This window comes from Endozoicomonas sp. SCSIO W0465 (genome assembly GCF_023716865.1).
Taxonomy (GTDB): domain Bacteria; phylum Pseudomonadota; class Gammaproteobacteria; order Pseudomonadales; family Endozoicomonadaceae; genus Endozoicomonas.
The window spans coordinates 4,076,084-4,100,757 of sequence record NZ_CP092417.1; the positions used below are offsets into that span (position 1 = coordinate 4,076,084).

Genomic DNA, 24,674 nt, shown 5'->3' on the forward strand with positions numbered 1-24,674 from the left:
CCAGATAGCAGTAGGGCTCCACTTAATTTTTCAGGATAAAATCTACAGTTTTCAATTGGTTGTGTTTTTGGACGAGAACTAGATTACTCGCTAATAACATTAACCAACCAGTAAGGACGTACTATATGAGTGAGATAGTGAAATATAATGATCTGATCAGGCAGTCATTATTAAATTTGACGATAAAGCAACAATTAGAAAAAGCCGGTTGTCGCTATGAAATCAATATGACCGCCAGCGTTCACCACGCTATTGAAAATAAAACGGGCTTGCTTCAGGCCATTGCTGCATTTGATCAGTTCAATGAAGAGAATGATCCCTACGGGGAACATGACTTTTTAAACTTCACTTTTGAAGGTCACACCATTAACGCCAAATTTGATTATTACGCCCCTGATCTGGAACACGGTTCTGAAGATCCTGAGGACTTAAACAAAACCGTTCGGGTTCTGACCATTATGCTGGCTAGAGATTATTCTTAAGGTAGACATTAAGCTCCACCCACTGCACAGAAGCCTAATCTTGTACGCCCTGAACAACCATCCCGTGCAGGGTGTTCTCGTTTCGCATTATTTCCCCAGAAGTCCAGTAGCTTTTTAATGCATGAGACCAATGACTTTCCTGCATTTATCAACGATGAAATCACATTACCAAACAGGTGAGTCCCACTTTTCATCACCTTGTGCGTCGAGATTTCCTCAATGCTCCCACTTTCACAGAGGTTCGCCTGTGCAGCATGGGCAAGGTACCTTTTCAACGTCACAACCACAAAGGACATCAGAATCAGGCTAAACACCAGTGTCGCTGATTTGGTGTTAAAACGATGCCACCCTGAATAGGATTTGATCTCTTTGAAAATCAGCTCTATCTGCCACCGTAGACGATAGGCCTGGAGCACATCACTCAAGGTGAACTCCACCCGGTTCAGGTTGGTCACAACGAAAACCCACTTCTGTTTTTTGTCATTCCAGCGGACAACCAAGCGGAATGGCCAGGCTTTGAATCCCGGCCATTCTACATCCAGGTCGAGGCACTGGTCTTTGGGGAAGCCAGACAGTACATCCTTCAGTTTTTGTCCTTTGTAGCGATTGAGATTCTTGCCATCCTCCCGTACCGCGCTGAGTATCGTCGGGTTGATACTCTGAGGTGCCTTGCAGATAAAAGAACCCTCCCTGTCATCAATAGCGGCAAAGAGTTCCAGCTCAAAATAACCGGCATCCATTAGCATCAGGATATAGGCCATGGATGTTGGCAGTGGTGGCAGACAGTCTCTTTCTGAACGGGTATCTTCAGTCAGCTGCACCCGCACCAGGTTGTTGGTGAGAAGATCCATTGTCGTATGAAGCTCGACGGCAGCAGGACTGACCGTTGAGAACCTGCCGGGAAATGCTTCTTTCAGGGCATCATAGACAGCTTGTGACGAACCGTCCTGAATCAGAATGTGCTCAAACTCTGAAAATGGACTGTCTTCATCAAACGCCATGACTTTGCGGGAAAATATTTCCAGACACTGCACCCATAGCCACAGGATAAGAGTAGGCAGCGCGTCCTTTTTAGCTTGATTTGCCCAAGAACGATAAGAGACATTCAGCCCCGTCAACTCGTTAAATTTACGGTGTAGATCCGCCTGGGTATCGCAGTTTCCATCACCAGCGAGGGCATCGATCAGTGAGAGGATAAAATCCAAAGGACGGATATCTCGCTGTCGTATAGTAAAACCAAGCTGTTCCGCCATACTTAGGAGTTCTGACCGGTCGAAACAGGTCAACAGTTTTTTTCAACTAATCTACTATTTGCAGTACTCATCTTGTTCAGCCATTGATAATGGTTTCGAAGCTTTATTGTGGCTGTTCAAGGTGGGTTCTGCCGCCGGAAACGAACCTTTTTTGAGCTTAATGTCTACCCTAAGAGAGATTATTAATAAGGAGTCCTGATTATGAACAGTGAACATTTGGTCACCCATTACTATTTCTGTGCCGGGGTTCTGGATCAATTAAGTGACCAGACTCGCACACCTTCGGAATTATTTGGTGATGGTGAACTGGAACTGATTCAGAACCTTTGCCGTTACAGCCAGATCATCAGTGAAATCGAAAACGCCAAAAATGATGAAGAAGGCTTTCCTGGCGTTTTTGATTATGAAGTATCGGAAACCCTGGCGGCTCAACTCTGGACTGTCTTGTGTGACCAGCATCCGGAATTTGAGCCCTGGGACTTTCCCGATGAAAAGCAGTTTCGCATCCTTACCGAGCACCTGATTGATGACTGGATCAATGAGCGGATTCCCAGAGAGATAACCATTAATCAGTGGCTGGAACGGACCAAGCAACGGGCTTGATTGTATGGCCATGGATGGCGACTGAACCAACAGTTTGTATACCGGTGGTATACATTTTGGGATTCACAAAGCATCCTGCAATACGCTGATTATGCAGTACTTTCTTCAGCCTTTATGGAAAAATGTATACCCGTGTATACCTCGTTTTCAGGTCTACCGCTAACGAAAATCCGCGCCTCCTCGCACCCGCAGTCAACGGGAACCGCTAGGGTCCCTCGCTGTGCTCCCAGATATAGCCGACAAAGTCACCCACCCGAAAGAACTGCTGAAAGTGCAAACCAAACTGATCGAATAATCCTTCTGTTGCTGGTCTCTGCGCTCCGCAAAGTGATAGCTCTTTGTCGATAATCGCCTTGGCTTCCACGCCACTTTCATACTTGTTCTTGATACTCATCCGGTTGATACAAGTACCAAGATAACCTGCTGGCGGCTCTATCTTATCCAAGATGATAATCACGCCACCGGCTTTCGTTTTAGCGGCTAAGCCCCTGAGAAACTGTTTCCGTTTTGAGACCTCAGTAAACATCAGCGACAGGCAGAGAATACAGACGTCAAACTCAGGGTAAAGATCCAGGCTCATCATATCGCCATAGAACGCCTTACCGACACCTTGAAAGTTGTCAATCATCTCCCTGGAGTTATCCACGGACACGGCTTTAATATTCCGATCTTCAATAACGTCAGCCAGCTTTCTGGTGATCATCCCGGTAGAGCAGCCCAGGTCCACCAGTACTGCATTATCCTGGAGAAAGCAGCGAGCCAGATGGCAGATAAGATCGGTAGCCATGGGATACCAGGGCAGTTGCTCAATCACATGAGCATCGAAATTCTCTGCAATATCCGGATTGTTAAAAGTCCAGTTGGTTGGAATGTGCATTCAGAACCACCTTTTGGATATTCTCAGCGACGGCTTTCATCATCAGGGGAGGCACCATTCTGCCAAGGCGTTCGATTTTCTTGGTATCGTTGCCGGTCAGAATGTAGTCATCAGGAATAGACATAATGCGTTTAACTTCGGCCACGCTGAACATACGGTTATCCCAATGGTGAACGGCTGCGGTCCCCCTGGCTCCCGATGAAGCGGTTACACAGCCAGAAGGTTTATTGGGATGCGCCTTAATCAGATTGAATCGTTTATGGTGCTGCTCTCCCGGCTTGAGGGTTTTCAGCAATTTGTAGGTGGCCAGCTTGCTGATATCGGTAAACTCACGGTCACTGTCGGACAGTTTCAAGTTACCTATGGCCGCCTTTAGCGGTACCACGTAATCAAAGGGGCTGGGATGCAGTTTGCCCGCCATAGAAGGCAGAAACAGATCATTACGAACACCGACAAAGATAAGCCGGTTACGGGTTTGCGGTACACCCAGGAATCGGGCATCCAGCTGTCGACACTCCACATAGTATCCGGATTTTTTCAGTTTCGAGAGAATCTGGTTCAGGTAACCCTTGGCGGTACCAATGCTTAACCCGGCCACGTTTTCAGCGACAAAGACCTTTGGCTTAATCTCTCGCAGAATGCGAATGTACTCAAAGAACAAGTCCTCAACATTCTCCTGGCTAGTGTCGCTGTACTTCTTCGCCTTGCCCCAGTTTTTGTCTCGCTTGCCTGCCGTTGAAAATGCCGAACAGGGAGGGGAGCCATCAAGAATATCCAGCTCACCGGGCTTTAAAACCAGCTGCTTTAGAATGGCCTCACCGGTTAGCTGACGTACATCATCAGGAAAAATATGGGTATCCGGCCAATTGGCTCTGTAGGTCTTTCTGGCTTCTTCTACAAACTCATTAATCGCCAGAACCTTGCCACCGGCCATACGATAGCCAGTTGAGCTGCCACCGCCACCGGCAAACAGGCTGACCACTTCAAACGCTGGCAGCGACTTTTTAGCCTGCCGCTTAATCTCAGCGACGGTTGGCACCTGATAGTTAATCGAACTCATAGCCGCACTTTGGACAGGTATGGGCCAGTTCCTTTTCTTTGACTTCCTTGAAGGCTTCAGGGGTATCCGTTTGCTGAACACTGTCGTCATTGAATTCCAGCAAGGTAACCACAAAATCATCGTTGAAGCCGAGCATATTCAGATCAAAGTCTTCCGCTTGCAGGGCTTCCACTTCCCGGGATAGCACGTCCATATTCCATGAGCTATTCAGGGCGATAGAATTATCTGCTATGACGTAGGCCTTCTTCTGAGCTTTCGACAACCCCGCCAAGACAATGCAGGGAACGGTTTTCAGGTTCAGTTTTTTTGCTGCCATCAAACGGCCGTGGCCAGCAATAACGCCGTTTTCTTCGTCGATCAGCACAGGGTTGGTAAAGCCAAACTCCTTGATAGACGAACAAATCTGAATAATCTGCTCTTCATCGTGAACCCGGGAATTATTCACATAGGGGATCAGGTCGCTGACCTTCTTCTCTACCATCTTGTATTTCTTTGCTGCCATCCTTAGCGCCTTATCTTGTCTGCCACCTTCTCAATGCCCCGACTGGCAATGTAGCCACCAAGGCCAATCTGAACGATGGAGAACAGTTTGAGTTCGACTGCTTCTGATAAATCCGGTGCTGACCAGCCAAGCCACCTGGCAACTATCAGGGCAGTAAATACCAGCATCACAATGGGACGCCAGGATCGTTGTAGCCAACCATCACCTTGAGCCTCTGCCTTGATAACTCCGGCACGTTGAGCCAGTTCATCCAGCTCACCTTTGACCGCCATATCCACCAGTTGATTTTTAGCCTGAGCGGCTTTGTCAGGATCAGGAATGATGCGCTCAATCACTTTTCCCAACAGGGGTATGGCAACAGCCCAACTCATTGGATGGACTCCAGCCAGTGTTCAACGACAAAATTCGGGCAGGTTTTGTAAGGCGTGAAATAGTAATGGCCGACCACTTGAGCCTCTGGGTAACGCAACTGCAGGGATTCAACCAGCATTTCCAGCATCAACCATTGTTGAGATGTGTAATTGTCTTCAGGATCACCATTTTCTGCCATTCCACCCACTATACAGATGCCAATGGATTCGTGGTTATGGCCTCGAACATGAGCACCCTGAGCCTGTGAGTGCCTGCCGTGCTGAATCTTGCCATCTCGCTCAATAATCCAGTGATAGCCGATATCTGACCAGCCATTCTCTTCCACATGCCAGCGTCGAATATCGTCTGTGGTTACGCCTTGATCCGCTCTGGTGGCCGAGCAATGGATCACGATATAGTTGGTTGCCGTCCTTGGAATCATGCCTTTATTTCCTGAAGCCTATTTCTTGAAAAAGAATGCAGCCAGGCCGATCAACGCAGAGATAACAATCCAGCCAAACCGTTCAACACCTGCAAGCAGAACGCCTCGTGAACTGCTCTGAAGTTCCAGTGTCCTGATCCGGGCTTCCATATCGTTCAGCCGGGAATCAATCTGGCTCATGCTTTCAGTCTGGTGGGAAATGCGTTCTTCAATTCTGGCGAGCTGGGATACTGCCTCGCTCAGTTTGTCCAGCTTCACATCAATGCGATCCAGACGGTCGGAGAGGTCAGTCATAAGTGCGTCCTGCACAGGGAGAAAATTGAGGCAATAAAAAACCCCACGCCGCTATTTATGAAGAGCGGGGTGAGGTTTGCTCAGCTTGGGAAAATCATCCCAAAAGCGTCATCAAAAGTCAAAGTTTGAACAATTTCACTGTCATCAATCGTCAGACTCAGTACTAATCTGTTTCTGAAAATCTGTATACAAGGGTACAGGAAGTAAGCCTACACCCGCTTTCATACATGAGCTTTGTACATGTTCTCGCCAAAATGGCCATACATGATAGCCAACATTATTCTTTAGAAACTCCTCAATACACTCTCGGCGAACTTCATCATCCGATTTATAACGGACTGAATAGGTAGCAATTATCTCTGCCTTTAAAAAGTCATCCTGATCTTCATCGACCCCCAGATCAGCAGCCCTTAAGCCAACGCTATACTCAAAATCGTATAAAAAATGGTTGCTGGACTCAGCTTCAAGTTCCTTGACGGTATAACTTCTTACACCTTTAAAAGACTGCACTTTAAACTTGTCAGAGAATTCGGGTGACTCAATATCTTCATGAAAGAAGACATGTCCCTTCCTCAGAAAAACTGCGACAAACTGTAGCTGGCTACCTGCCTCGTTGAGCAATTTCTGGTTCATAGATTATGCAAATTTCAGTTCATTATCGCCATTGACGGGAACGGTCTCACGCTTTCTGGCAGATGCAGGAAAATAAATTACGTTAGCACTATCAGAGCCACGCCAGTCATGATGGAGCACAGGGGCATTAAGGCGCAGTCCTGTTTTGGCATCATTGATCATGACTGTAGGCTTGATATCCAGCGCATAGCAGATGTCAGCCAGGGAACGCAATGTCATGTTTCTTGCGCCATCAAGCACCTGGCTAACATAAGACCTGGATTTTGATAATTTTCTTGCCAACTCTGCCTTACTGATGCCTTTATCTTCCATTATGACCAGAATATCCTCTGTTACATTCATGATCAGATCTTCCTGAGCGCACACTTTTTTATTACTCTCTGACTCATTAGCCCAATCTTCAAAAAAGCTACTCATAATCCATCACCCTCTTCAATTTCCCGCCAATTATTACAAACCTTAGTAGTATCTTTCGGCTTTAGCTTTTGAAAATCCTTGTAAATAAAGTGGCTTATAAAATACTTGCCTGAATACTTCTTTGATCGCCATAAATACGCTCGCAGTGGAATCTTCTTAATAGCATGAAATTTAGAACCATCAGGAAGATCCCCTTCTGTTGGAAAGTTCTCCTTGGTCATTCTGTGGCCATCAGCCAATCTCGCCAGTAGAGACCACATCTGTGCCTTTAACTTTTTGCTTTTCATCGGCTGCGGTGCATGCTTGGCAAGAACTTCATCAAGACTTTCCTTAGCACCCTTACAGAACACTATCGTGCAATGTATACCTTCGTACTTATCAAGCTCATCCATATCTGAGGCGAACTATATGTTAATATATATGTAAACATCAACCATTGCGCAAGTGAAAAATCCCCACCCCCTTTTGCGCAGAAAACTGAATAGCAAGAAATCCTTTTGATTCATGCAGTTAATGAGAACATGACAACCTATAACTTTTTGCTATAGAACCTTGGTGTGCCTGGGGTGCTGACTTCGCCACAACAAGATATACATAAACAACACCATTCACAAATCAATCAACCCATGACGCTTACAGGCATCTGCAATCACCGTCAGCACGACTCTATCCAACTGATCACACCTGTTGAGGTATAAATGCTTCCAGAACACAAAGTCCCGGCACCAGTTTTGCCGGATGATCCCGCACCGCTTGCGAACTTCTCTATCGGAATAGAGGTATTGGTCAGTTGATACAAAGTGACGGTAATTCAGCACCGTAAGAGCAACTACATCACGAATTTTATCCGCCGTTGCAGGCCGGTAGTGCCGCTCACTTTCTAGCAACCGGATAGAGACATCATCGTTCAGCCAGGTAAAAAAGCGCCCTTGTTCCGGTAGATATTCCGAAATTCTCGGTGCATGACACCATACTGCCCAGTTTTGCTGGTGAGGCTGAAGCGTTGATAAAGCGTGTAAGATAACGCCAGCCTCTGCCTGATCCACATGATGCCAGTTTATATCTTTTGCCCCTTTTGTAATCTTGCCGGGTGCAATCAATTGTCCAGCATCCAAACTCTTCGATAAAAATGCGAGCGCATACGCATCATGAATAGCCTGTCGAGCAGAATAAAATTTCATGCCGTTTCTCCATATCTGGCAATGAGCACCGCATCAGCACGACCATTGTGTTTTTTGAGATTAACGTCTGCATCCGGGTAGAGGTCCAGCACTTTTCCCCGGGAGGCATCCTTGTGAGCACCCATCAGACCTGCAGAGCGCTTCCAGCGTTGGGGAGTAACATACGTCAGCGGAAAACCCATTAAACTGACTGCGGCTTCCACAGCCCCATACGAACGGCCAAAGTTGAACATAGACACCACACCCTGCCCTGGTCTCGCTCCCACCTTTTCCAGATAGACCATGTCCACCTGATGCCGGGTATAGCCTTCAAAGATTTTCATCAGGCCAAAGCCGTTGACTTTCTGCTTGCTGCCCTCCGGGGAGGTGGGCATATCTTCTACCCTGATTAATTCCTTATTCTCGCTGTTCAGTATTGCTATACCGCCTGTCAGCCCCGGATCAATACCAATAATTATTTTCATAACTCTCCTTCCCTGAAGATTGTTGTAAAATTTTTCCTGACTTCTCGTTTTTTGCCAGCTTCCCTACTTCGTCTTCACGCCTACCCTCTCTTAAGAGAGAGGGGTAGGTGAAGAGGTAGGAAAAGATAAAGCTCACAACCCCGTAACTTCAGCAATATCAAGGTGTTAAAAAAACAGGTGAAGATTTCTGAAGACTGAAAAACTGAAAAAAATCTTCACCGGTCTGTTGAAGGCAGCTCTTGTTCAATAAGCGGTTCAAAAAACTGAGTAAAATTTGAGCATTCAGATTCACTGAATTGCCTCCTTTGCAAAGTCAGATAAAGTGATGTGAACACCGTCTTGAATCAGGAGATTTTTCTCCACAAGGCCACTAAAGGTCCGGCTCCAGTTCTTTGCCGTTACCGTTGCCCCATCAATACATTTCTTTCGCAGCTGTCTCGCCTCAATCAGCGCTTTATCAGGATCACGGCTCTGGGATTTCAGCGTTTCCCTGGCCTCTGCAATCATCGATTCCAGAACTCTCAGAATGGCTTTCTGCGCCTCCCCGACCTGCTTCGTTGCCAATAACTGTTGTGCGACCTCTGAGTCCAGGTTTTGCAGTACACAACTGTATTGCGGTTCACCATCATCATCTGTAAACGGTAAACGAACCGGGTTAAATAGAAACTTGATGGGATCAGGCTCGTCCGCATCCTTCATCTTCTTTGCGGTAATCGTCACCTCGTCGTCTGACTTCACCACGGCATACTCCGCATCAAGGGCACCCTAGAGAGCACTGTTGCCACGGGCACGATCCTTCGCGCCGACCCCGGTGTGGTGCACAATCAAAACACAGCACTCATATTTGGAGCGCAGTAGCTGATCAATATTGTTGATAAAGGTGTTCATCTCCCGGGTGGCATTCTCATCCGCAGGCCCGAAGTTTCTGGCCAGGGTATCGATGACAATCATGGAGGGGATAACGCCACCGGTTTCTTCCACGATTTCTGCAATGCTATTGCTCACCAGACGGGCATTGGCTAAATCGGTCAAAGCTGCGGAGCACTGGCTGACGTAGATGGGCGCATTACGCAGGTTATAACCGTGAGCCACCTGCCACGCCATTAAACGCCGGGAGAGACCATTAAAACCCTCACCGGCAATGTAGAAAACCGGGCCCTGTCGTTTGACCGGCTTACCATGCCACTCGTTGCCGGTGGCGACACAGCAGGCAAGGTCAATGGCAGCAAAGGACTTGCCGCAGGCTGGCTCACCAAACATCAGGGAAAGGCTATCCATTTCCAGAAAACCCTTGATCAACCAATTAATTGGCTTCACGCCTTTAACCAGCTCCTTAACATGGCTAAAAGCAAATTCCGGTTTGGCGGCAGACAAGGGTTCGATCACAATGGCTGCCCCCGGATTATTGTTGTTATGTGTCCGGGAGATACTGGCAATGGTCGTGTTCAGTTCTGAATCAGACAGTGGTGGCGTATTGGACTGGTTCCACTGGTCCAGAATGGCTTTTACTTCCCGGAGTGAATAATCCTGCCGCAGCAGCTGACCCGCCATGCTCGCTGCCGCATTGTTCCTTCCCTGGCCTTCTGCCAGATTGCTTCCGTCGTGTGGTAGCGGGTATTGATCAGTGGAGAAGCCCAGGTCTCCAACGGGCTTATCTTCCACTGTCTGGCCATTGAAGCCGTTGATGGTGGCAATATCATCCGGGGTCAACATGGGTAGATCGTGAATATCGCTGATATCCATATAACCGTCGGTTTCCCACTGATAGAGAGTCCCGTCTGCGTGAGTGCTGCCGGGAGCCACCACATAACCACCTATACCCCGCAGGTCGATTTTGCTCTTTCTGACGGAGTTATGAACGGGGTAATCCGGGTTAACCTGAAAATAGTAATGCTTGCCTTTACTGGTGGTGACTCTTAATGGCGAACGGGTAATGGCACCATCCTCAATAAACTGAACGGCTTCCAAGCTGTCTGCATCGACAACCACCACACCATAGCCGGTAATAATGGCCCAGTTGGTATGGGAGTAAAGATTGACCCAGTTCTCAATAGCACTGTCGTCTGGTGCCTTGTCCTGATACTGCTTCCAGCGAAACCGTGGCGCTTTTGGCCATTCGTTTTTGGCTTTCTCCCTGTCACCGGAACAACGGCCATCAACAAACCATAAAGGCGGTGTTTCAAAAGGAGAGCCGAGAGGAACAATAGAAAGACCGGCCTCATTCAGCTTCCAGGCTTCAGCAGTGGTGTTTGGCAAATTGGCGTCCATGTCTTTATTCCTGTTATGGGTTGTTCTGTTCAAGCCATGCGGCACACTGGGTACATAACGAGCAGCCGGGAACGGCAATCTGTCTTGCGGAGGGAATTTCCAGACCGCACTCTTGGCAATGGTCCGCAGAGTCTTTGGCCGTTAATACCTTCTTTTTGCGATGCTTGAGCAGGGCTTCCATTTCCCGGCTCTGATATTCGCTGGCGATATCAGCCTCATCCATAAGGCCTCCTGTTGGGTAGAAATTCAGTGGGCGGTTTTTCAGTCTGTTCCTTATGAACGGCCTTTGTCAAATATGTCGATTTACATTTAACGCTCAACAGTTTTAGCAAAGTAGCAATCTATTGCTAAAACACGAATAATGAGAGGACGGAAATAAACAACAGAACCTGAATCATGGATTGGAAAGAACGCACCAGAATCTTGTTGGCCAAACAGAAAATTTCCCAGACCGAACTGGCCCGACGACTCGGGGTTACCCGGTCTGCGGTCTCCGTCTGGCTGGGCACAAAAATGGATTTAAGCGAACACAACGAGACAATGGTTCAATACAAGATAGCCTCTGTGCTGGGCGTCTCCCAGGATTACCTGGCCACCGGCATCAGTCGTGAAACCCCCACCGGTAGAGCGGTTCCCCTGCTGGATGATGCAGCTGTAGCGGACTATGTTCTTCAACAGATAACACCGGAAAATACGCCCTGGATATACTGCCCTGAAGAGTGCAGCGAGCTAACTTTCTGTATCGTGACCCGGGGCAGTTCTATGGACAGTACGGGTACATCAGCTATTAACATCCCTCTGCAGGCCAAAATTTTTATTGATCCCAAAGTCTCTCTTGAATTAGGCAATATCTGCCTGTTCAACGACACGGCCCCCGTACTGGGTAGCTATGAAGAACTCAATGGCAAATCCATACTGGTCCTTGCCAACCCACGGTTCACACCGGTAGACGTGGTGCGTGATAACTACCTTGGCACCGTCGTTGGCATGTACCAGTCCTTAAAAAAATAGGTTCTCTCCAGGAACCTATTTTATCTTTTGTTGAAATTTTTCAAAAAGTATTTGACAGAATTTTCTCCCGGGAGCAACCTATTGTTTAAAAATTCAAATAACAATTTAACGGTAAGACAACAATGGACCTCGATACTCAGGGAAAGATTATTGAAGATGTCGCCAATGAAGTTGTTTCACTTGAAGACCAGGCTGGCTTGTTAGAGCAACAGGCCAGGACATTAAGAAGCAAGGCAAATTCTGCTCGCACCACTCTCTTGCACACCATCGTTCATTTGAACAGCTATCTGGTTCAACACACCGGTTCTGAGCGTGTTCTTCCAGAAGTCTTTCATATCAACAATCTGTTGATTGACCTCACCGACCAGTCCGGGCATGTGGAGATCACACCGCTGGATGATCTTAACCATTACCTGAAACCTGTCGGCTAACCCCAACCCACTAACCACAACTCACAAACCACAACAAAAGGACTTGCCATGACCGAAAGCAATGACGCTTCACGGCTGGACAAACTCGCCTACGAGTTAGAGCTGGCTAAACAGGCAGAACAACAGGCCAGGGACCACCGGCTCGCCATTGAACAGGAATTATGCACCTTCGTTGGCGTCAAAGACGAAGGGAGCTACTCCACCAAGGGCGACTATTACAAAGTCACCACCGTGTCAGGTTTCACACGAACACTGGATGCGGATAAGTGGCAGCAAGTGAAAAGCCGTATTCCCGAGACCATCGCTGCCAAGGTGGTCAGAACCAAACTGGAGATTGATACCCGTCAGTTGAAGAGCCTGCAAGGCCTTGACCCAGCCCACTACAACATTGTGGCAGAAGCGATCACGACAAAACCGAAAAAAGTCAGCGTCAAATATGAACGACTGGAGGTGCAGTAATGGCCATCTCTCTGGAATCCATCAGCCGTTCTTCCGGCATCAAGGCACCACGGATTGTAGTGTATGGCCCGGCCGGTGTCGGCAAGACCACATTAGGTTGTGGAGCGCCCAACCCTATTTTTATCCAGACTGAGGATGGCCTGGGAAAGTTAGAGGTGGATGCTTTCCCCATGATGACCTCATTTCAGGATGTGCTGGATGCGCTCTCTGCTTTATATACGTCGGAGCATCAGTATCAGACCGTCATCATTGATAGCCTCGACCATCTGGAACCCCTGGTCTGGCAACATCTGTGCGACCACTATATCGGTCCCAAAGGCGAGCGTTACCAATCCGTTGAGGACTTCGGTTATGGCCTGACTCTTGATCACATCTCTCCAGCGCTGAACTGCCGGGCTATCTGCCAGGTTTTTACCCGATCCTGCAATTTCGCCCAGCCTTCCCATACCACTAACCAGCCGGGCTGCCCTGTATGCTTTGAATCACCCCAACCACCAAGCCGAGCAATCGTTTGAAGCAGCCAAGTGACTGTTGGCGGCTTATCGGGCAACGCTTTTTTTCATAGGTTAGCCAGAGAACCTGCCATTCATCATCACTGACCACCTCATTCGCGAGTGTTTTTTCACTCCAAAGCTTTCTGTCTTTGTGCTGTCTCTTGATCACAAATAGCTACCTTGTTCTATCATTTCTCACTGATAAAACAGGTCATGCTTCCACTTTCTCCTAAACCATGGTCAGAACTAACTTTTGGATGTGCTGATTTGGGCGATACTCGACGTACAAAACGACTTGTCAAAGTTGCTGCCGAGCTTTCAGCTCATACCGGTAATTCTTTGTCATCTTCATGCGAAGGTTATACCGCACTGGTAACTGGAGCTTACCGGCTGATTGAGAATGAGGCCGTAAAGCCTGAAGCAATAGCTGAGGCAGGCTTTCAGGCAACTGCCAAAATAGCGAGACAGTCTCGCCTACTTCTGGCTCTCGAAGATACAACAACCCTGGGTTATAAACATGCTGTCAGATCCGAGCTTGGTGATCTTGGAGGTCCTGAAGGCTCTAAAACCAGAGGATTCCACGTCCACTCTGTCTTCTTGGTTGATGCGGATACAGAGCGAAGCATTGGGCTTATTGATCAAGAACGATGGGTTAGAGAGGACGTTCAGCGGGGGAAAAAGAACCAACGTCGTCAGCTACCTTACGAGGGAAAGGAAAGCTTTAAGTGGCAAAGAGCCTCTGAAAACACAGAACAAAGGATGGGGGGTAAAATGCCTGACATCATCAGTGTTTGCGACCGGGAGGCGGATATATACGAATATATGCACTACAAACTGGATAACCGACAGCGGTTTGTTGTAAGAGCTACACAAAACAGAATCCTGGTGGATGGCGAACTCTTATTATTTGATTCCTTAGCTCAGACTGAAGTGTTGGGGAAATATACGATAGTGGTTCCTCAAAAAGGAGGTAGAAAGAAGCGAAAGGCAACGCTGCAGGTCAAAAGAAAGAAGATGACAATACAGGCGCCGCAAAGGCCAGGCGGCAGGCCGGAACCGGTAACTATGAATATTGTGTCGGCTGAAGAGATTGGCAATGACTCCGAAGACCGTTTGCACTGGGTACTATTGACAACTGAAGATATTGAAACATTCGAAGACTGTCGCTCTATCATTCGATTTTACGAGCTCCGATGGCGAATAGAAGAGTTCCATAAGGCTTGGAAATCGGGAGCAGGAGTAGAAAGGCTTCGTCTGCAATCTCCGGATAACATTGAACGACTTGCGGTCATATTAATGTTTGTCGCTGTCAGACTAATGCAAATCCGTGAAGCATTAATGTTACCGAATGACAGGCAGCACAAAGACAGAAAGCTTTGGAGTGAAAAAACACTCGCGAATGAGGTGGTCAGTGATGATGAATGGCAGGTTCTCTGGCTAACCTATGAAAAAAAAGCGTTGCCCGATAAGCCGCCAACAGTCACTTGGCTGCTTCAAACGATTGCTCGGCTTGGTGGTTGGGGTGATTCAAAGCATACAGGGCAGCCCGGCTGGTTAGTGGTATGGGAAGGCTGGGCGAAATTGCAGGATCGGGTAAAAACCTGGCAGATAGCCCGGCAGTTCAGCGCTGGAGAGATGTGATCAAGAGTCAGGTCAAAGAGTGCCCGGAGTGCTTTGCGCTGATACTCGCAGGCCTGCGGGTTTGCCCAGATTGCAGCTATGAATTTCCTGCCAGGGAAAAACACGAATCAGAAGCCTCAACGGCTGCGTTGCTCTCTGCCCAGGTTGAACCGGAATGGTTTGAAGTAGATGAAGTCATCTACTCCATCCATGAAAAGTTTGGCAAACCACCCTCTATTCAAGTCAGCTATCGCTGCGGCCTTGAAACCATTCGAGAGTGGATCTGCTTCCAACACGGTGGTTATGCCCGACAGAAAGCAGTCATGTGGTGGGTAAAACGCTTCGGCCACCTCCCCTGCCCTCAGTTAACAGAAGACGCCTATCAGCAACTGACTGACACCAGAGACATGAAAGAACCCTGCCGTATAGAGGCCATTCAAGATGGCCGCTGGCAGAAGATTCGAGCCTACGACTTTGCTGTAAAAGCAGGAACACCCAGCGAATGGAATGACAACCCCACAAGCAGGCCACAGCCGACAAAGCTGACGCCAGCTGGCGTTGATGTTTTTGATACGGATATTGACTTTTAATTCAGGGAACTGAAATGAACACAGAATTGCTGCTATATGCCCGCTACGAACAGCCCTACGTCAGACTGGAAGAGATCTGCCAGGAGTTCTTTGGCCTCAGTGAGCGTAAAGCAAAAATGGCCGCAGCCGCCCAGGAACTGCCCGTTCCGGTGGTTCGGGTCACCGCCAGCAAAAAATCGCCTATGATGGTAAAGCTCTCAGACTTGGCAGCCTATCTGGACTCCAGGCATGAGACTTACAGCAATACTTGGGAGAAGGTTCAGGGTGTATAGTCGTGCTTTGATTGAACTTTTTCTTGAAAAAATTATCAAATAGTTCAGCCTAATGAATAAATTAGCTGCATATATGCCTTTTTATATACTTATCGTATACTTGCCGATAATTTATGAACACATCAGAGATAAAGGAAATGGCTAAAGCAACTGTCTTCGATATAGCTACCTATATCCTCAAAAAGCAAGGGGATATGTCGGCTATGAAGCTTCAGAAGCTTGTCTACTACAGCCAAGCCTGGTCTTTGGTTTGGGACGATAAGCCGCTATTTCAAAGCAGAATTGAAGCTTGGGCTAATGGTCCCGTATCACCTCAGTTATATCTGTCTCTTGATCACAAATAGCTACCTTGTTCTATCATTTCTCACTGATAAAACAGGTCATGCTTCCACTTTCTCCTAAACCATGGTCAGAACTAACTTTTGGATGTGCTGATTTGGGCGATACTCGACGTACAAAACGACTTGTCAAAGTTGCTGCCGAGCTTTCAGCTCATACCGGTAATTCTTTGTCATCTTCATGCGAAGGTTATACCGCACTGGTAACTGGAGCTTACCGGCTGATTGAGAATGAGGCCGTAAAGCCTGAAGCAATAGCTGAGGCAGGCTTTCAGGCAACTGCCAAAATAGCGAGACAGTCTCGCCTACTTCTGGCTCTCGAAGATACAACAACCCTGGGTTATAAACATGCTGTCAGATCCGAGCTTGGTGATCTTGGAGGTCCTGAAGGCTCTAAAACCAGAGGATTCCACGTCCACTCTGTCTTCTTGGTTGATGCGGATACAGAGCGAAGCATTGGGCTTATTGATCAAGAACGATGGGTTAGAGAGGACGTTCAGCGGGGGAAAAAGAACCAACGTCGTCAGCTACCTTACGAGGGAAAGGAAAGCTTTAAGTGGCAAAGAGCCTCTGAAAACACAGAACAAAGGATGGGGGGTAAAATGCCTGACATCATCAGTGTTTGCGACCGGGAGGCGGATATATACGAATATATGCACTACAAACTGGATAACCGACAGCGGTTTGTTGTAAGAGCTACACAAAACAGAATCCTGGTGGATGGCGAACTCTTATTATTTGATTCCTTAGCTCAGACTGAAGTGTTGGGGAAATATACGATAGTGGTTCCTCAAAAAGGAGGTAGAAAGAAGCGAAAGGCAACGCTGCAGGTCAAAAGAAAGAAGATGACAATACAGGCGCCGCAAAGGCCAGGCGGCAGGCCGGAACCGGTAACTATGAATATTGTGTCGGCTGAAGAGATTGGCAATGACTCCGAAGACCGTTTGCACTGGGTACTATTGACAACTGAAGATATTGAAACATTCGAAGACTGTCGCTCTATCATTCGATTTTACGAGCTCCGATGGCGAATAGAAGAGTTCCATAAGGCTTGGAAATCGGGAGCAGGAGTAGAAAGGCTTCGTCTGCAATCTCCGGATAACATTGAACGACTTGCGGTCATATTAATGTTTGTCGCTGTCAGACTAATGCAAATCCGTGAAGCATTAATGTTACCGAATGACAGGCAGCACAAAGACAGAAAGCTTTGGAGTGAAAAAACACTCGCGAATGAGGTGGTCAGTGATGATGAATGGCAGGTTCTCTGGCTAACCTATGAAAAAAAAGCGTTGCCCGATAAGCCGCCAACAGTCACTTGGCTGCTTCAAACGATTGCTCGGCTTGGTGGTTGGGGTGATTCAAAGCATACAGGGCAGCCCGGCTGGTTAGTGGTATGGGAAGGCTGGGCGAAATTGCAGGATCGGGTAAAAACCTGGCAGATAGCCCGGCAGTTCAGCGCTGGAGAGATGTGATCAAGAGTCAGAGTTATATGGGGTACACCGTGGTATGTACAGGGTATCAGCCGGTACCTTCTCCAGCCTGGCCAAGGCAACCCTGTCAGAGCCCCAAAAAGAGACGATTGATACCGTGCTACAAGCCTATGGGCATAAGTCTGCCCAATGGCTCAGCGATCAAACTCATGCCGAACTACCTTGGCAGAATGCGCGGGCTGGCCTTGCCGATTCAGCCCGCAGCAGCTCACCTATCACGCATGAAGCTATGGCTGAGTATTACGGTTCGCTATAAGTGCCAAAAAGAAACAACAAAAAAATACCTAAAGCGGCAACGCAGCGTGTTGATCGCAAGCAAGTCAGAACACCGCCCCAGCAAATTGATAGCAAGCCATCCTGGCGTTTTTCTACGGTTGATAAGGCTGGTCCCTTCGCGTGGCCAGCAGGCACGAAACGGAACTTGAGATTGTAAAAAAACTCCACAGTTTTGATAGTATGGAATGGTCTCAAATCGAAGGAAAACAGCACCACGCAATCGCTGTCGAGAGATTATCAAAAGCCGCTCAGGATAGACTTCAGCAGATCAAGCAAGATGACATAGACGAAGTGTTTTCCTTTCACTTGCAAGGAAAGCCCAGAATATTTTGTATCCAGGATCGCCATATAGCCAAGTTACTTTGGTACGATCCAGACCATCAAGTTTGCCCTTCCAAGAAAAAGAACACATAGCACGCATGATAAGAGTATCCGGAATACCTGAGCAGGGACTTACAGCTCCAAGCCCTGCAAAGACCGGGCAACCCGGGGAAACTCAGAAATTACTTTTTTATCCATGGTAAACAGCTTCGTGCAAAGGCTCATTGCTAAAGAAACATATTCACAGTCGTATGCAGAACAATTGCTCTGGTTTACCAGCGATAAAACACCGAGGGATTTTATGTCGTATTCATTGCCAGACATCAGTAGTTCAGCCTCCTGCTGTATCTGAAGTGCTTTCTCGTAAGTGATCAGGCCTTTTCTTAAATACAGCGCCAGCACATTCCTGAATTCACTCCGCCACAAATAAGGAGCAACCCAAACCGGTTCCATCTCAAGCAGCTTTTCCGCATATGGCGTGAATTGAGTTGGCAGGTATAAATACACCAGTATGTTGGTATCAGCTACAATCATGGCCTGCCTTCATTAATCGCATTCTGAATGTCGTCAATATCAATGACACTTGGATCAATGTCCCGACGCAGCTCTCTGGCTCGCTGCAAATGCTCAGACGCGTCTATTCGTTTAGGCAGTAGCGTCTGTTCAAGACAATGAATCAGCTCACTGTTAATGCTTCTGTGATTCGCTGTAGCGGACTCTTTTAGCCTGTTGTAGAGAGTATCGGGTATGTTTTTTATCGTCAGTGCTGGCATATGCTCACCTCGGAAACTATAAATAGTTTCATTATGGTTGCAATATGGTTTCCTTGCAAGCCAGCACCATACATATATAAAGCATATTGCCTTACTCGCAGAGCACGATAAATTGTTCAAAAGGTACACAAAAGAGGCTGACGCATGAAATATGTCAATTTAAAAGAAAAAGCAGTGGCCCTTTTTTCAGAGGCCCGTTTCATCAGTCGCATCCACAATGAAGCCGAGTACGAGCAGGCTCTGGAATTAATGGATGAATTGATTGAAGACTATGACCGATACCTGCCACTGATCGAGGTGCTTTCTGTCGCTATTGAAAAGTGGGAAGACGAATCAGAAGAGTTTTCAGAATTTAACCGCCGAATCGAAGCACTGGATGATGGTGTCGCTATTCTTCGGACGTTGATGGATCAGTACCACTTAAAGGCAGATGACCTTAAAACTGAACTAGGCAGCAAAAGTCTGGTATCCATGATTTTGAACGGAACAAGAAACCTGACAAGAGACCATATACAGGCTCTCTCTGAGCGGTTCAAAATTTCACCGTCTGTATTTTTTCACAAAGCCTGAGCCGGTTTCGTAAGGTGTGACATCACATTGCGCCTTACACTTCTTCCGCTTTCTCCTGCAGCAACCTCTTTTTCATTTGAGTATTCCTGACCTCATTATCAGCCCAAAACTGTTCTTCAATGGCCTTGCAACGCCCCCATAAGTCCTGTCTCTTGATCACAAATAGCTACCTTGTTCTATCATTTCTCACTGATAAAACAGGTCATGCTTCCACTTTCTCCTAAACCATGGTCAGAACTAACTTTTGGATGTGCTGATTTGGGCGATACTCGACGTACAAAACGACTTGTCAAAGTTGCTGCCGAGCTTTCAGCTCATACCGGTAATTCTTTGTCATCTTCATGCGAAGGTTATACCGCACTGGTAACTGGAGCTTACCGGCTGATTGAGAATGAGGCCGTAAAGCCTGAAGCAATAGCTGAGGCAGGCTTTCAGGCAACTGCCAAAATAGCGAGACAGTCTCGCCTACTTCTGGCTCTCGAAGATACAACAACCCTGGGTTATAAACATGCTGTCAGATCCGAGCTTGGTGATCTTGGAGGTCCTGAAGGCTCTAAAACCAGAGGATTCCACGTCCACTCTGTCTTCTTGGTTGATGCGGATACAGAGCGAAGCATTGGGCTTATTGATCAAGAACGATGGGTTAGAGAGGACGTTCAGCGGGGGATGTTAGCACCGATTTGAAATGACCTGTTTTCACCGGTTTGAGATGACCCGTTAACTGTGAAGGTTTTGACCTTCATTCACCGGTTTAGTTTCATTGAGTTATTTCAGGAATTGCAACTATTACCGTGGTGGTTCTTTCAGTAAGCCCGCCTTTCGTTTCTCTTTTAACCGATAACTTTCACCCTTGATATTCAAGGTGGTTGCGTGATGAAGCAATCGGTCGAGAATAGCAGTAGCTATGGCCTGGTCACCGAAGATTTCACCCCAGTCTACGAAGCTTTTATTGGAGGTCAAGATGATGCTTGCCTTTTCATATCGGCGAGTAACGAGCCGGAAGAAAAGGCTGGCCTCATCCTGATCCATTGGGAGGTAACCAATTTCATCCAGAACCAGAAGCTTTGGATAGGCCAGCAGCTGCATCTGTCGTTCAAGCCGGTTTTCCTGCTGTGCCTTTTTCAAGGTGGTCATCAGCTTGTCCAGACTCATGAACATGACCTTATGGCCTGCTTCCGCTGCCTTGACGGCAAGCGCGATGGCCAGATGTGTTTTGCCAACACCCGGAGGTCCCAGTAAAACAACGTTCTCAGCCCGCTCTACAAAGCCAAGGCCAGACAGCTCCCTGACGACTTTACGATCAACAGTGGGCTGAAAGCTGTAATCGAATTGCTCCAGGGTTTTCAACCACGGTAGCCTTGCCTGCTTCAAGCGGCTCTCAAGGCCTTTCTGATGGCGACCGGCCCATTCGGTGCTTAATGCTTCAGCCAGAAATTCCCGATAGTTCAGGTCTTTTTTGCTGGCCTGTTCACAAATGGCATCAAGGCTGTCATGGAGATGATCGAGTTTTAATCGCTCAATCAGTGTCGTTAAGGAGGTGGTCATGACATCATCTCCTCGTACCGGCTCAGATCACGGGTTTCTACCTTGATCTCGTCGTAAATCGCACGATGATGCTCAGGGTTTTGTTGCCACTGGTTACGCCCATCTTTCAGGGTATGGGTGGCTACCAGGGAGTCATTCGGCCCATAGACTCGCAGCCGCCGGTCAAGCCCTATCCGGATGCTGACCTTCTGACCCGCCAGGTCCGATGGAACGCTGTACCGATTGGTGCGGACAGTGATGTAACCATCAATCGGCACCTGTCGTACTTCACGATAGCTGGTATCAAAGGGAATGGCAGGTAATGCCTTAAGCTCGGTTTTTTCCCGTTCAAACCGTTCATAAACAGGCTCATTAACGGTCTTGTGTACCCGTTGATCGGCTACAGTGAGTAACCAGTCATTCAGCAGCTGGTTCAAGTGCTCAATGCTTTCAAACGAGCGGTAGCGCTGGAAGAAATTTTCTTTAATGTAGCGCACCATGCGTTCGGTTTTACCTTTGGTCTGGGCTCTGCTGTATGGCTTGCAGGCTTTGGGCTGAAACTGATAGTGCTTTGCCAGCATGAGAAAGCCTTCATTGAACTGAACCTTGCCGTTAGAGGGATGCTTGAGCACTGCCGCTTTTTGATTGTCAACCAGTACCTGAGCACTGACGCCACCAAACCATTCAAAGCTTCGGATGAGGCTTTCATAGGTGTGTTCTGCATCATTAGTGAAGGCCGCCCAGGCAAAAAAACGACGGGAAAAGCCCAGGGTATTGACCTGACTCTTGATCACATCTCTCCAGCGCTGAACTGCCGAGCTATCTGCCAGGTTTTTACCCGATCCTGCAATTTCGCCCAGCCTTCCCATACCACTAACCAGCCGGGCTGCCCTGTATGCTTTGAATCACCCCAACCACCAAGCCGAGCAATCGTTTGAAGCAGCCAAGTGACTGTTGGCGGCTTATCGGGCAACGCTTTTTTTTCATAGGTTAGCCAGAAACCTGCCATTCATCATCACTGACCACCTCATTCGCGAGTGTTTTTTCACTCCAAAGCTTTCTGTCTTTGTGCTGCCTGTCATTCGGTAACATTAATGCTTCACGGATTTGCATTAGTCTGACAGCGACAAACATTAATATGACCGCAAGTCGTTCAATGTTATCCGGAGATTGCAGACGAAGCCTTTCTACTCCTGCTCCCGATTTCCAAGCCTTATGGAACTCTTCTATTCGCCATCGGAGCTCGTGAAATCGAATGATAGAGCGACAGTCTTCGAATGTTTCAATATCTTCAGTTGTCAATAGTACCCAGTGCAAACGGTCTTCGGAGTCATTGCCAATCTCTTCAGCCGACACAATATTCATAGTTACCGGTTCCGGCCTGCCGCCTGGCCTTTGCGGCGCCTGTATTGTCATCTTCTTTCTTTTGACCTGCAGCGTTGCCTTTCGCTTCTTTCTACCTCCTTTTTGAGGAACCACTATCGTATATTTCCCCAACACTTCAGTCTGAGCTAAGGAATCAAATAATCTTAAGGTAGACATTAAGCCCCACCCACCGCACAAAGGCCTAATCTTGTACGCCCTGAACAACCATCCCGTGCAGGGTGTTCTCGTTTCGCATTATTTCCCCAGAAGTCCAGTAGCTTTTTAATGCATGAGACCAATGACTTTCCTGCATTCATCAACGATGAAATCACATTACCAAACAGGTGAGTCCCACTTTTCATCACCTTGTGCGTCGAGATTTCCTCAATGCTCCCACTTTCACAGAGGTTCGCCTGTGCAGCATGGGCAAGGTACCTTTTCAACGTCACAACCACAAAGGACATCAGAATCAGGCTAAACACCAGTGTCGCTGATTTGGTGTTAAAACGATGCCACCCTGAATAGGATTTGATCTCTTTGAAAATCAGCTCTATCTGCCACCGTAGACGATAGGCCTGGAGCACATCACTCAAGGTGAACTCCACCCGGTTCAGGTTGGTCACAACGAAAACCCACTTCTGTTTTTTGTCATTCCAGCGGACAACCAAGCGGAATGGCCAGGCTTTGAATCCCGGCCATTCTACATCCAGGTCGAGGCACTGGTCTTTGGGGAAGCCAGACAGTACATCCTTCAGTTTTTGTCCTTTGTAGCGATTGAGATTCTTGCCATCCTCCCGTACCGCGCTGAGTATCGTCGGGTTGATACTCTGAGGTGCCTTGCAGATAAAAGAACCCTCCCTGTCATCAATAGCGGCAAAGAGTTCCAGCTCAAAATAACCGGCATCCATTAGCATCAGGATATAGGCCATGGATGTTGGCAGTGGTGGCAGACAGTCTCTTTCTGAACGGGTATCTTCAGTCAGCTGCACCCGCACCAGGTTGTTGGTGAGAAGATCCATTGTCGTATGAAGCTCGACGGCAGCAGGACTGACCGTTGAGAACCTGCCGGGAAATGCTTCTTTCAGGGCATCATAGACAGCTTGTGACGAACCGTCCTGAATCAGAATGTGCTCAAACTCTGAAAATGGACTGTCTTCATCAAACGCCATGACTTTGCGGGAAAATATTTCCAGACACTGCACCCATAGCCACAGGATAAGAGTAGGCAGCGCGTCCTTTTTAGCTTGATTTGCCCAAGAACGATAAGAGACATTCAGCCCCGTCAACTCGTTAAATTTACGGTGTAGATCCGCCTGGGTATCGCAGTTTCCATCACCAGCGAGGGCATCGATCAGTGAGAGGATAAAATCCAAAGGACGGATATCTCGCTGTCGTATAGTAAAACCAAGCTGTTCCGCCATACTTAGGAGTTCTGACCGGTCGAAACAGGTCAACAGTTTTTTTCAACTAATCTACTATTTGCAGTACTCATCTTGTTCAGCCATTGATAATGGTTTCGAAGCTTTATTGTGGCTGTTCAAGGTGGGTTCTGCCGCCGGAAACGAACCTTTTTTGAGCTTAATGTCTACCCTAAGATCAAATAATAAGAGTTCGCCATCCACCAGGATTCTGTTTTGTGTAGCTCTTACAACAAACCGCTGTCGGTTATCCAGTTTGTAGTGCATATATTCGTATATATCCGCCTCCCGGTCGCAAACACTGATGATGTCAGGCATTTTACCCCCCATCCTTTGTTCTGTGTTTTCAGAGGCTCTTTGCCACTTAAAGCTTTCCTTTCCCTCGTAAGGTAGCTGACGACGTTGGTTCTTTTTCCCCCGCTGAACGTCCTCTCTAACCCATCGTTCTTGATCAATAAGCCCAATGCTTCGCTCTGTATCCGCATCAACCAAGAAGACAGAGTGGACGTGGAATCCTCTGGTTTTAGAGCCTTCAGGACCTCCAAGATCACCAAGCTCGGATCTGACAGCATGTTTATAACCCAGGGTTGTTGTATCTTCGAGAGCCAGAAGTAGGCGAGACTGTCTCGCTATTTTGGCAGTTGCCTGAAAGCCTGCCTCAGCTATTGCTTCAGGCTTTACGGCCTCATTCTCAATCAGCCGGTAAGCTCCAGTTACCAGTGCGGTATAACCTTCGCATGAAGATGACAAAGAATTACCGGTATGAGCTGAAAGCTCGGCAGCAACTTTGACAAGTCGTTTTGTACGTCGAGTATCGCCCAAATCAGCACATCCAAAAGTTAGTTCTGACCATGGTTTAGGAGAAAGTGGAAGCATGACCTGTTTTATCAGTGAG

Annotated in this window: 39 protein-coding genes; 15 read left to right on the plus strand and 24 right to left on the minus strand. The window is 47.6% G+C overall.

Going from position 1 to position 24,674, the window contains the following annotated elements; translation table 11 throughout:
* The first annotated feature begins 125 nt into the window (after positions 1-125).
* Positions 126-482: a DUF3768 domain-containing protein gene (locus MJO57_RS18265; protein ID WP_252017723.1), complete on the plus strand. Its 357-nt coding sequence runs from the start codon at positions 126-128 to the stop codon at positions 480-482.
* A gap of 8 nt (positions 483-490) precedes the next feature.
* Here MJO57_RS18265 and MJO57_RS18270 read toward each other — a convergent pair whose 3' ends face one another.
* Positions 491-1,768, minus strand: coding sequence for an IS4 family transposase (locus MJO57_RS18270; protein ID WP_256491593.1), 1,278 nt, complete (start codon positions 1,766-1,768; stop codon positions 491-493).
* A 168-nt stretch (positions 1,769-1,936) separates the two neighbouring features.
* Here MJO57_RS18270 and MJO57_RS18275 point away from each other — a divergent pair, with 168 nt between their 5' ends.
* Positions 1,937-2,338, plus strand: coding sequence for a hypothetical protein (locus MJO57_RS18275; RefSeq protein WP_252017724.1), 402 nt, complete (start codon positions 1,937-1,939; stop codon positions 2,336-2,338).
* A 205-nt stretch (positions 2,339-2,543) separates the two neighbouring features.
* Here MJO57_RS18275 and MJO57_RS18280 read toward each other — a convergent pair whose 3' ends face one another.
* From MJO57_RS18280 to MJO57_RS18345, 14 genes are all read right to left on the minus strand, one after another.
* Complete coding sequence (locus MJO57_RS18280; protein ID WP_252017726.1) at positions 2,544-3,215, minus strand: trans-aconitate 2-methyltransferase; 672 nt, start codon at positions 3,213-3,215, stop codon at positions 2,544-2,546.
* Positions 3,187-4,275: a DNA cytosine methyltransferase gene (locus MJO57_RS18285; RefSeq protein WP_252017728.1), complete on the minus strand. Its 1,089-nt coding sequence runs from the start codon at positions 4,273-4,275 to the stop codon at positions 3,187-3,189. The genes MJO57_RS18280 and MJO57_RS18285 overlap by 29 nt, the downstream gene beginning before the upstream one ends.
* Positions 4,262-4,756 (minus strand): ParB/Srx family N-terminal domain-containing protein, encoded by a 495-nt coding sequence (locus tag MJO57_RS18290; RefSeq protein WP_252017730.1) that lies wholly within the window; start codon positions 4,754-4,756, stop codon positions 4,262-4,264. The genes MJO57_RS18285 and MJO57_RS18290 overlap by 14 nt, the downstream gene beginning before the upstream one ends.
* Before the next feature lie 23 nt (positions 4,757-4,779).
* Complete coding sequence (locus tag MJO57_RS18295) at positions 4,780-5,148, minus strand: 3TM-type holin (RefSeq protein WP_252017732.1); 369 nt, start codon at positions 5,146-5,148, stop codon at positions 4,780-4,782.
* Positions 5,145-5,570 carry an N-acetylmuramoyl-L-alanine amidase gene (locus MJO57_RS18300; RefSeq protein ID WP_252017734.1) on the minus strand — a complete coding sequence of 142 codons (426 nt, stop codon included), beginning with the start codon at positions 5,568-5,570 and terminating at the stop codon, positions 5,145-5,147. The genes MJO57_RS18295 and MJO57_RS18300 overlap by 4 nt, the downstream gene beginning before the upstream one ends.
* A gap of 18 nt (positions 5,571-5,588) precedes the next feature.
* Positions 5,589-5,864: a hypothetical protein gene (locus MJO57_RS18305; RefSeq protein ID WP_252017736.1), complete on the minus strand. Its 276-nt coding sequence runs from the start codon at positions 5,862-5,864 to the stop codon at positions 5,589-5,591.
* A gap of 144 nt (positions 5,865-6,008) precedes the next feature.
* Positions 6,009-6,497 carry a hypothetical protein gene (locus MJO57_RS18310; protein WP_252017737.1) on the minus strand — a complete coding sequence of 163 codons (489 nt, stop codon included), beginning with the start codon at positions 6,495-6,497 and terminating at the stop codon, positions 6,009-6,011.
* Positions 6,498-6,500: 3 nt separating this feature from the next.
* Positions 6,501-6,914 (minus strand): helix-turn-helix transcriptional regulator, encoded by a 414-nt coding sequence (locus MJO57_RS18315; protein WP_252017738.1) that lies wholly within the window; start codon positions 6,912-6,914, stop codon positions 6,501-6,503.
* A complete protein-coding gene (locus tag MJO57_RS18320) occupies positions 6,911-7,306 on the minus strand; it encodes a hypothetical protein (RefSeq protein WP_252017739.1) in 396 nt (131 codons plus the stop codon). Before MJO57_RS18320 ends, MJO57_RS18315 begins: the two co-directional genes overlap by 4 nt.
* A 216-nt stretch (positions 7,307-7,522) precedes the next feature.
* Positions 7,523-8,095, minus strand: coding sequence for a hypothetical protein (locus MJO57_RS18325; RefSeq protein ID WP_252017740.1), 573 nt, complete (start codon positions 8,093-8,095; stop codon positions 7,523-7,525).
* Positions 8,092-8,559, minus strand: a complete 468-nt coding sequence (locus MJO57_RS18330) for a hypothetical protein (protein WP_252017741.1) — start codon at positions 8,557-8,559, stop codon at positions 8,092-8,094. The genes MJO57_RS18325 and MJO57_RS18330 overlap by 4 nt, the downstream gene beginning before the upstream one ends.
* A 288-nt stretch (positions 8,560-8,847) precedes the next feature.
* The gene (locus MJO57_RS18335; protein WP_252017742.1) at positions 8,848-9,300 is read right to left on the minus strand and encodes a hypothetical protein; all 453 of its coding nucleotides are present in this window, start codon (positions 9,298-9,300) and stop codon (positions 8,848-8,850) included.
* A gap of 24 nt (positions 9,301-9,324) precedes the next feature.
* Positions 9,325-10,827, minus strand: a complete 1,503-nt coding sequence (locus MJO57_RS18340; protein ID WP_252017743.1) for an AAA family ATPase — start codon at positions 10,825-10,827, stop codon at positions 9,325-9,327.
* Positions 10,828-10,840: 13 nt separating this feature from the next.
* Positions 10,841-11,050 carry a TraR/DksA C4-type zinc finger protein gene (locus tag MJO57_RS18345; RefSeq protein WP_252017744.1) on the minus strand — a complete coding sequence of 70 codons (210 nt, stop codon included), beginning with the start codon at positions 11,048-11,050 and terminating at the stop codon, positions 10,841-10,843.
* Positions 11,051-11,253: 203 nt separating this feature from the next.
* Here MJO57_RS18345 and MJO57_RS18350 point away from each other — a divergent pair, with 203 nt between their 5' ends.
* The 11 genes from MJO57_RS18350 (at position 11,254) to MJO57_RS18400 (ending at position 18,222) form a co-directional block, all read left to right on the plus strand.
* Complete coding sequence (locus tag MJO57_RS18350; protein WP_252017745.1) at positions 11,254-11,838, plus strand: helix-turn-helix domain-containing protein; 585 nt, start codon at positions 11,254-11,256, stop codon at positions 11,836-11,838.
* A gap of 122 nt (positions 11,839-11,960) precedes the next feature.
* Entirely contained in the window at positions 11,961-12,269 is a 309-nt protein-coding gene (locus MJO57_RS18355) for a hypothetical protein (protein WP_252017746.1), read from the plus strand.
* A 48-nt stretch (positions 12,270-12,317) separates the two neighbouring features.
* A complete protein-coding gene (locus tag MJO57_RS18360; protein WP_252017748.1) occupies positions 12,318-12,728 on the plus strand; it encodes a hypothetical protein in 411 nt (136 codons plus the stop codon).
* Positions 12,728-13,243: an AAA family ATPase gene (locus MJO57_RS18365; protein WP_252017750.1), complete on the plus strand. Its 516-nt coding sequence runs from the start codon at positions 12,728-12,730 to the stop codon at positions 13,241-13,243. The genes MJO57_RS18360 and MJO57_RS18365 overlap by 1 nt, the downstream gene beginning before the upstream one ends.
* A gap of 192 nt (positions 13,244-13,435) precedes the next feature.
* A complete protein-coding gene (locus tag MJO57_RS18370) occupies positions 13,436-14,863 on the plus strand; it encodes an IS4 family transposase (RefSeq protein WP_252017676.1) in 1,428 nt (475 codons plus the stop codon).
* On the plus strand, positions 14,860-15,432 hold the full coding sequence (locus tag MJO57_RS18375) for a hypothetical protein (RefSeq protein WP_252017752.1): 573 nt from the start codon (positions 14,860-14,862) through the stop codon (positions 15,430-15,432). The genes MJO57_RS18370 and MJO57_RS18375 overlap by 4 nt, the downstream gene beginning before the upstream one ends.
* Before the next feature lie 14 nt (positions 15,433-15,446).
* The gene (locus MJO57_RS18380; RefSeq protein ID WP_252017754.1) at positions 15,447-15,704 is read left to right on the plus strand and encodes a pyocin activator PrtN family protein; all 258 of its coding nucleotides are present in this window, start codon (positions 15,447-15,449) and stop codon (positions 15,702-15,704) included.
* A gap of 137 nt (positions 15,705-15,841) precedes the next feature.
* Positions 15,842-16,048: a Panacea domain-containing protein gene (locus MJO57_RS18385; RefSeq protein ID WP_252017756.1), complete on the plus strand. Its 207-nt coding sequence runs from the start codon at positions 15,842-15,844 to the stop codon at positions 16,046-16,048.
* A 38-nt stretch (positions 16,049-16,086) separates the two neighbouring features.
* Positions 16,087-17,514 carry an IS4 family transposase gene (locus tag MJO57_RS18390; RefSeq protein WP_252017676.1) on the plus strand — a complete coding sequence of 476 codons (1,428 nt, stop codon included), beginning with the start codon at positions 16,087-16,089 and terminating at the stop codon, positions 17,512-17,514.
* Positions 17,515-17,548: 34 nt separating this feature from the next.
* On the plus strand, positions 17,549-17,788 hold the full coding sequence (locus MJO57_RS18395; protein ID WP_252017758.1) for a Panacea domain-containing protein: 240 nt from the start codon (positions 17,549-17,551) through the stop codon (positions 17,786-17,788).
* Between the two features lie 140 nt (positions 17,789-17,928).
* Positions 17,929-18,222: a hypothetical protein gene (locus tag MJO57_RS18400; RefSeq protein WP_252017760.1), complete on the plus strand. Its 294-nt coding sequence runs from the start codon at positions 17,929-17,931 to the stop codon at positions 18,220-18,222.
* 39 nt (positions 18,223-18,261) lie between these two features.
* On the opposite strand, the gene MJO57_RS18405 is transcribed toward MJO57_RS18400, so the two are convergent.
* Together MJO57_RS18405 and MJO57_RS18410 are read right to left on the minus strand one after the other, a co-directional pair.
* Entirely contained in the window at positions 18,262-18,663 is a 402-nt protein-coding gene (locus MJO57_RS18405) for a type II toxin-antitoxin system VapC family toxin (protein ID WP_252017762.1), read from the minus strand.
* Positions 18,660-18,902 (minus strand): Arc family DNA-binding protein, encoded by a 243-nt coding sequence (locus MJO57_RS18410; protein ID WP_252017764.1) that lies wholly within the window; start codon positions 18,900-18,902, stop codon positions 18,660-18,662. Before MJO57_RS18410 ends, MJO57_RS18405 begins: the two co-directional genes overlap by 4 nt.
* A 144-nt stretch (positions 18,903-19,046) precedes the next feature.
* Between MJO57_RS18410 and MJO57_RS18415 the strand changes: the two genes are divergently transcribed.
* Positions 19,047-19,472 (plus strand): type II toxin-antitoxin system HigA family antitoxin, encoded by a 426-nt coding sequence (locus tag MJO57_RS18415; RefSeq protein ID WP_252017766.1) that lies wholly within the window; start codon positions 19,047-19,049, stop codon positions 19,470-19,472.
* 34 nt (positions 19,473-19,506) lie between these two features.
* Here the strand turns inward: MJO57_RS18415 and MJO57_RS32820 are convergent, their stop codons facing one another.
* The gene (locus tag MJO57_RS32820) at positions 19,507-19,632 is read right to left on the minus strand and encodes a hypothetical protein (protein WP_256491692.1); all 126 of its coding nucleotides are present in this window, start codon (positions 19,630-19,632) and stop codon (positions 19,507-19,509) included.
* Positions 19,633-19,676: 44 nt separating this feature from the next.
* Between MJO57_RS32820 and MJO57_RS18420 the strand changes: the two genes are divergently transcribed.
* Positions 19,677-20,156 (plus strand): transposase DNA-binding-containing protein, encoded by a 480-nt coding sequence (locus MJO57_RS18420; protein WP_252017768.1) that lies wholly within the window; start codon positions 19,677-19,679, stop codon positions 20,154-20,156.
* A 102-nt stretch (positions 20,157-20,258) separates the two neighbouring features.
* On the opposite strand, the gene istB is transcribed toward MJO57_RS18420, so the two are convergent.
* The 6 genes from istB to MJO57_RS18450 are packed head-to-tail and all read right to left on the minus strand — an operon-like array spanning position 20,259 to position 24,655.
* The gene (gene istB, locus MJO57_RS18425; RefSeq protein ID WP_252017770.1) at positions 20,259-21,017 is read right to left on the minus strand and encodes an IS21-like element helper ATPase IstB; all 759 of its coding nucleotides are present in this window, start codon (positions 21,015-21,017) and stop codon (positions 20,259-20,261) included.
* Entirely contained in the window at positions 21,014-21,790 is a 777-nt protein-coding gene (locus tag MJO57_RS18430) for a DDE-type integrase/transposase/recombinase (protein WP_252017772.1), read from the minus strand. The genes istB and MJO57_RS18430 overlap by 4 nt, the downstream gene beginning before the upstream one ends.
* Positions 21,787-22,005: a hypothetical protein gene (locus MJO57_RS18435; protein WP_252017774.1), complete on the minus strand. Its 219-nt coding sequence runs from the start codon at positions 22,003-22,005 to the stop codon at positions 21,787-21,789. Before MJO57_RS18435 ends, MJO57_RS18430 begins: the two co-directional genes overlap by 4 nt.
* Positions 21,987-22,538 carry an IS4 family transposase gene (locus MJO57_RS18440; protein WP_252017776.1) on the minus strand — a complete coding sequence of 184 codons (552 nt, stop codon included), beginning with the start codon at positions 22,536-22,538 and terminating at the stop codon, positions 21,987-21,989. Before MJO57_RS18440 ends, MJO57_RS18435 begins: the two co-directional genes overlap by 19 nt.
* The gene (locus MJO57_RS18445; RefSeq protein WP_256491693.1) at positions 22,538-23,815 is read right to left on the minus strand and encodes an IS4 family transposase; all 1,278 of its coding nucleotides are present in this window, start codon (positions 23,813-23,815) and stop codon (positions 22,538-22,540) included. Before MJO57_RS18445 ends, MJO57_RS18440 begins: the two co-directional genes overlap by 1 nt.
* A 21-nt stretch (positions 23,816-23,836) precedes the next feature.
* Complete coding sequence (locus MJO57_RS18450; protein ID WP_252017780.1) at positions 23,837-24,655, minus strand: IS4 family transposase; 819 nt, start codon at positions 24,653-24,655, stop codon at positions 23,837-23,839.
* Between the last annotated feature and the right edge of the window lie 19 nt (positions 24,656-24,674).